Annotated in this window: 3 protein-coding genes and 1 rRNA gene; all 4 read left to right on the forward strand. The window is 40.4% G+C overall.

Annotation, left to right across the window (positions count from 1 at the left end):
* Positions 1–87: 87 nt before the first annotated feature.
* Complete coding sequence (locus BUA60_RS06035) at positions 88–3,354, forward strand: SusC/RagA family TonB-linked outer membrane protein (RefSeq protein WP_072860769.1); 3,267 nt, start codon at positions 88–90, stop codon at positions 3,352–3,354.
* Between the two features lie 12 nt (positions 3,355–3,366).
* On the forward strand, positions 3,367–4,818 hold the full coding sequence (locus tag BUA60_RS06040) for a SusD/RagB family nutrient-binding outer membrane lipoprotein (RefSeq protein ID WP_072860770.1): 1,452 nt from the start codon (positions 3,367–3,369) through the stop codon (positions 4,816–4,818).
* A 229-nt stretch (positions 4,819–5,047) separates the two neighbouring features.
* Entirely contained in the window at positions 5,048–7,036 is a 1,989-nt protein-coding gene (locus BUA60_RS06045; RefSeq protein ID WP_072860771.1) for a putative porin, read from the forward strand.
* Positions 7,037–7,370: 334 nt separating this feature from the next.
* A 16S ribosomal RNA gene (locus BUA60_RS06050) occupies positions 7,371–7,585 on the forward strand; the annotation flags it as partial.

Raw genomic sequence — 7,585 nt, forward strand, 5'->3', positions numbered from 1 at the left:
CAAATGGTAATCCTTCTGTTAAATTTTTTAGGTTTTTTAACAAATTTTTTACAAGTTTGTGGTTGACTAATTCTTAAAAAAAAGTAAATGAAATCAAAACTAACTTGGATTTTAGCTCCGATCATGGGGCTATTAATGAGTTTTTCCTATGCACAGGAAAAAACAATCTCCGGTACGGTGACCGATCAAATGGGTATTGCCCTACCTGGAGTGAACATTTTGGTCGAGGGGACCACTAATGGAACACAAACTGATTTTGATGGTAATTACACCATACAAGGCAGTGAAGGGCAAACTTTATTGTTCAGCTATATTGGACAAATGAGTGTATCAAAAGTAATTGGAGCATCTTCCACAATTGATGTGGTTATGCAGGAGGATGCCCAAGCCCTTGAGGAAGTGGTAGTTACTGCTTTGGGTATTTCAAGGGATAAAAAATCCTTGGGATATGCTACACAAGAGGTTCAAGGTGAGGACTTGAGCACTGTGAAAAGCGGAAACTTTGTAAATGCCCTTTCGGGAAAGGCTTCTGGTATTCAGATCAGAAAGAACAACAACCTTGGAGGTTCCACCAACGTGGTTATTAGGGGTAATGCCTCTTTGACCGGGAGCAACCAGGCCCTGTTCGTTATTGATGGTGTGCCGGTGAACAATACCAACACCAATTCCAAGTATCAAGGTGAGGCAAGCGGTAACTATTATGATTATGGAAATACCGCTTCCGATATAAACCCTGATGATATTGAGTCTGTAAACGTTTTAAAAGGAGCGGCCGCTTCTGCCCTATATGGTTCAAGGGCTGCCAACGGGGTTATTATGATAACCACCAAAAAAGGAAAGGATGCCCAAGGAATTGGGGTTACTGTTAATTCAGGAATTACAATAGGGTCTATAGATAAAAGTACCTTTGCCAAGTACCAGAACCAATACGGTGCTGGATACGGGCCATATTACGGGCCGGACGAAGATGATTTTTATAATATGGAGGATGTTACCGGTGACGGAGTTGCGGATTTAACCGTACCATTTACAGAGGATGCTTCCTATGGTGGAAGGTTCGATCCAAATCTGATGATCTATCAGTGGGATGCCTTGGATCCAGATTCTCCAAACTATAGAACGGCTACCCCATGGGTAAACGCCAAGAACGGGCCTATAACATTTTTTGAGACTCCGGTTACAACAACCAATTCGGTTTCTTTTGCAAGATCTTATGAGGATGATGGTTCTTTTCGTTTGAATTATACCCAATTCGATCAGAGCGGTTTAATGCCGAACAGTACTATTAAAAAGCATAATTTCTCCATGAGCGGGTCTTTTGCATTAACAGATCGCTTAACGGTTACTGGTTATGCCAATTACATCAACACCAAGGCATTGGGTCGTAACTCAACAGGTTATAATGATAACATTTTGAGTAACTTTAAACAATGGTGGCAGACCAACGTAGATCTAAAGGATCTAAAGGATATCTATTTTGATACCAAAAGAAACGTTACTTGGAACCCAGCAAGCACAGATGCCGGTTCGGCACCGATTTACTGGGATAACCCATATTGGACACGTTATGAGAATTACCAGAACGATTCTAGAAATCGTTTTATAGGTAATGTGTCCTTGAATTACGAATTTACAGACTGGTTGAACTTTACGGCAAGGGCGGCTACTGATACTTATTCTGAGATACAGGAAGAGAGAAGGGCCAACGGTAGTGTGCCAACAAGCTTTGGTATTCCGGACAGTGCCGGAAACAGAGGAAATGTTGATTCTGGTTATGGAAGAAGAAATCTGGAAGTTACGGAGACCAATTATGATTTCATGTTTAATTTTCAAAAAGACCTTTCCGATCAATTTAATTTGAAAGCGATATTGGGTACCAACATTAGAAGGAGCGAATTTCAATCTATTTACTCAGCAACAAGCGGTGGCTTGAGCGTACCAAAACTATATTCTTTGCAGAATAGTACAGGTCCACTTGCCCTTCCTGTTGAAAATGATGAAAGGGTTGGTATAGACGGTATTTATGCTAGCGCATCTTTGGGTTACAACAGTATACTTTTCTTGGATGCTACCATAAGAAGGGACCACTCTTCTACATTGCCTGAGGATAATAGTACTTTTTACTATCCTTCTATTGCCACAAGTTTCGTGTTCACAAATCTTCTGAATGCTGATTTCATCACTTTTGGTAAATTAAGGGCCAACTACGCAGAGGTAGGTAATAGTGCACCTTTCGATTTCCTATACGATACTTATAACGTAAACATTCCTCCAGGAGCACCAAGTACTTCTGTTGATAATGAGAAAAAGAATCCTAATTTGAAGCCTGAAAAAACAGAAAGTTTCGAACTTGGTTTGGAGATGAAGTTTTTGCGCAACAGGTTGAGTTTTGATTTGGCATATTACCAAACCAATTCTGTAGATCAAATTTTTGGAGTTCCTGTATCAAGAGCCACCGGTTATGAAAAAAAGATATTGAATGCGGGTGAAATTGAAAACAAAGGTGTGGAGCTTTCCATATCTGGAAATCCGGTTAGAACGGATAACTTCAGTTGGACAGCCATGGTCAACTGGACGAAGAATAAGAATGAGGTGGTATCTTTGGAAGATGGAATCCAGACGCTGCAATTGGGAGATTTCCAAGGTGGGGTAACCCTTAATGCCGAAGTAGGTCAGCCCTATGGCGTAATTTATGGTACGGACTACACTTATTTAAATGGAGAAAGGGTTGTTGATCCAGCGGATGGTCAATATATAAAAACGTCTACATCGGATCAAAATATTGGGGATACCAATCCAGATTGGTTAATGGGGATTTCCAATAAATTTAACTACAAAGAATTTTCATTAAGCTTTTTGATCGATATTCAACAAGGGGGTAGTATTTTCTCTTTGGACCAATACTATGGACTTGCAACTGGTTTGTATGCAGAAACAGCGTTTATCAACGATTTGGGTAATCCTGTAAGGAATACCTTGGCCGATGGCGGAGGATTTATCAATGAGGGTGTAAACCCAGATGGGTCAACAAACACTTCTAGAATTAGAGCCGATAGATTTGGTGCCTTTGGATACAGAAGAGGTTTGCCGGACAAAGCATTTGTCTATGATGCCAGCTATGTGAAGTTGCGTGAAGTGGCACTTACCTATAATTTGCCTAGCAAATTGTTGGCTAATACGTTCTTGACCAATGCTAGTTTAAGCGTTATTGGATCAAACCTTTGGATTATAGACAAAGACTTGCCCCATGCAGATCCAGAAAGTGGTTTATCTGCTGGTAACCTTCAAGGGTATTCCGTTGGATCCTTACCAACTACAAGGGATTTTGGTGTCAATCTTAAATTACAATTCTAAAAAAAAATAAAAATGAAAAAACTAGCAATATTAATTACTGCCGTGATTTTTGCTTCTTGTTCCAGTGATTTGGAAAGTCTGAACGAGAACATCAAGGATCCATTGGCCGTGCCGGGTGAAAGTTTGTTTACCGGGGCGCAGAAGAACTTGGTGGACCAAGTGGTAGATTTGAATGTAAACAATAACAATACTAAACTTTGGGCCCAGTATTTACAGGAAACCACGTATACGGACGAAAGTAACTATGATCAGGTTACCAGAACCATTCCTGCAAAACACTGGAGCGTAATGTACAAAGATGTTTTAAAGGATTTGGATGAGGCTAAAATAGTTATTGAGGCAACAACCTATTCCACTGCTGAGCTTGAGGCTTTAAAGCCAAACAAGCTGACCATTATCGAGATCCTCAATGTATATACGTATGCCAATTTGGTGGAAACTTTTGGGGATGTTCCTTATTCAGAAGCTTTGGATGTAGACAACCTTCTTCCTAAGTATGATGATGGCGAAACTATTTACAAGGATTTGGTAGCTAGGCTTACTGCTGCAATAAATGCTTTGGATGAAACTACTGGAAGTTTTGGAAGTGCTGATAGGATATACGGAGGTGACGTGGCATTATGGAAAAAGTTTGCTGCTTCCCTAAAATTGAGAATGGGGATACTTTTATCCGATGTAGATGAGGCCTTCGCCAAAACTACAGTTGAAAGTGCTGTTGCAACCGGGGTGTTTACAAGTAATGATGATAATGCAGCCTACGAATATTTAGGTTCCGACCCAAATACAAATCCCGTCTATGATAATTTGGTTTTAAGTGGTAGGAACGATTTTGTTGCGGCCGCTACGATCATAGACGCTATGAATGCTTTGGATGATCCAAGATTGCCATTGTATTTCTTGCCTACTTCTGGTGGCATCTACGAGGGAGGTGGCATTGGAGAGCCATCTAGTTATTCGTCCTATTCCCATGTTTCAGCGCAGTTGGAAGAGGCTACTTTCCCGGGTATTATTTTAGATTATTCCGAGGTTAGCTTTTTATTGGCAGAAGCAAGGGCACGGTCATTTGAAGTTGGTGGTACTGCCAAGGAACACTATGATGCGGGCATAACGGCCTCAATCCTTTATTGGGGTGGTACCGCTGAAGAAGCTACCGATTATTTGGCGCAACCTAATGTAGATTATGACTTGTCTATTTTGGCAAGTACGGCTACCACACCTTGGAAGGAGGTTATTGGAACCCAAAAATGGATTTCACTTTACAACAGGGGAATGGAGGCTTGGACTTCTATTAGATTGTTGGATTATCCGCTTATGGCCACTCCAGCGGATGCGGTTTCCGGTTTTCCAAATAGGTATACCTATCCAATTATAGAGCAATCTTTAAATGGGGCCAATTATAGTTCGGCTGCCTCCGCTATTGGTGGAGATGAGCCAGAGACCCAATTGTTCTGGGATTTGAACTAGAATCGTCTTTAATTATAAGTCTAAAAACCTGCAGGTGTTCCCTGCAGGTTTTTTTGTTGCCAGAATGTGGATGGGTGTATTTGGACTTTGGCTAATAGGGTATATCAGGATTTAAGGGGCGGTTATCGTTAACTTTTAAATGGCAGATAAGGTGTTGTTTGCCTGTTTTTTAAACTTTCACATTTCATTAAGGACAAAAAAATTAACTTTGTCAACGTAAGTTTGTAGCATGAGATATTTGTTGACACTTTTTATAGTGTTGTTTGGTCAGGCCATTAGTGCACAGGAAGATTCCATTCCCCCATCAAGTAACGATGGTGAGGCCGGTATGGAGCGTAGGGTTCGAAACCTTCCGCCTAAAAAAAATGGGGAAGAAAAGGGTCAGGAGGTGACTATTAAGGATTACAAGATTATAAGTTACGAAAGGGATACTACTTTTTTGGATACTACAATCTCCATCCAAAAGGAATATAAATACAATTTTCTTCGAAGGGACGATTTTGAGTTGATGCCTTTTGCCAATGTAGGGCAGCCGTATAATAAATTGGGTGTTAATTTTGATGTAAAGGATACCTATCCTAAACTGGGTGCAAGTGCGAAGCATTATAACTATATGGAAGTTAGGGACATTGATTATTACAATGTGGCAACACCTATGAGCGACCTCATGTTCAAGACCACTTTTGAGCAGGGACAGCTTTTGGATGCATTATTGGCTTTCAATACCTCGAGAAGATTAAATTTTTCTATCGGATTTAAAGGCTTTAGGTCCTTGGGAAAATATCAATACAGTGAAGCGGAGTCGGGTAATTTTAAGATGACGGCCAACTATGAATCTAAGGATAAGCGCTATAATTTAAGGGCGCATGGGGCGGCCCAAAATTCTTTGTTTGAGGAAAACGGTGGATTGTCCAATAAGGAATTGCAGTTTGAATCGGGTGATTCCGATTTTACCGACCGTTCCAGGTTAGATGTGCTTTTTTCCGATGCCACCAACCGTCTATTGGGGAAAAGGTATTATTTGGATCATCAGTACCTTTTATTTGGCAGTAAACTGGATTCGGGCAAGACCAGGACAACCTCTTTGGCGCTTGGGCACGAGTTTAGTTATGAGACCAAATACTATCAATATAAGCAAACCGCCCAGAACGAATATTTTGGGGATGGCTATGATTCAAGTATTTCGGATAAGGCTAGCTTAAAAACGACCTATAATCAGGCCTATGCACAATTTTCCAATAAGACGTTAGGGGTGTTGACGGGACTTATTAATCATTACCACTACAACTATTTTTTTAATTCGGTATTACAAACACCAACCCAGCTTATCCAAAGCCAGTTAAGTGGCGATGAAATCTCTGCCGGGGCCAAATATGTAAAGAAGATCGGTGGTTTTCAGTTGAATGGGGCTGCACAGGTCAATATCTCTGGGGATCTGTCCGGAAATTTATTGGATGCCTTTGCCAGTTATGACATTAACAAGAACAACAAGCTTAAATTTTCCATACACTCATCCTCACGTATGCCTAATTTTAATTTCCTGCTATATCAAAGTGATTATAGTAATTACAACTGGCAACATACGGGGGACTTTAATAAGATAAACAATAACGGTTTTCAGTTTGATCTGGAATCCAAGTTTTTTGGCAATGTAATGGCGAAATACACTTCTTTGGACAATTACACTTACTTTGCTTCGGATCCGGCAGAAACTTTGGTTGAAGGAGAGGAGCAGGCATTTATTAGACCGTTTCAGGAGGGTAGTACCATCAATATACTTAAGGTCAAATATGCAAAGGAATTTAAATGGAAGGGGTTTGCACTGAACAATACGGTAATGTATCAGGATGTTTCCCAGACCAATAATGTATTAAACGTACCACAGCTGGTTACAAGAAACACTTTATATTATTCTAACTTCGGGTTTAAAAAGGCCCTGTACTTTCAAACAGGGGTGACCCTTAAATATTTCACTTCCTATAATGCGGATGCCTATAATCCGGTGTTGGGGGAATTCTATTTACAGAACCAGGAGGAATTGGGTGGTTTTCCCATGTTGGACTTTTTTATTAATGCCCGGGTACAGCAGACTAGGATATTCTTAAAGGCCGAACACTTCAATTCTTCTTTTTCCGGCAACAATTTTTATGCTGCTCCCAATTATCCTTACAGGGATTTTGTGATTCGATTTGGATTGGTTTGGAATTTCTTTTCATAGTTCAATGTTTATTTTCTGGAGTTTTTAGCGAGGACCTTAAAAATGAACAAAAAATTATTTTAATATTTTAGCTGCAAATCAGCTTGTTACAGGTCGATTAAAAAATCTTTTAAAAATAATTCGAAAAAGGTTTTGTGTAAACAAAAAAAGTATCCTACATTTGCACCCGCTTAGAGAAAGAGCGAGAGTAAAAAAAGAAGTAAACAAGTTCATTGATATATTGTAAAGACAGCGCGCCACATGCTTGGAAACGGGTATGTGGTGCAGAAAAAGAAATCGAAATAACGGGCCGGGAAAATGCTTTTATGGGTTGATCGAAGTTATATAAGAATCAACGATGAAGAGTTTGATCCTGGCTCAGGATGAACGCTAGCGGCAGGCCTAACACATGCAAGTCGAGGGGCAGCGGGGATAAGCTTGCTTATCCGCCGGCGACCGGCGCACGGGTGCGCAACGCGTATAGAATCTGCCCTGTACTGGGGAATAGCCCAGAGAAATTTGGATTAATGCCCCATAGTATGTATTAGCGGCATCGCTATTACATTAAAG

This window comes from Arenibacter palladensis, from assembly GCF_900129275.1.
Lineage (GTDB): Bacteria > Bacteroidota > Bacteroidia > Flavobacteriales > Flavobacteriaceae > Arenibacter > Arenibacter palladensis.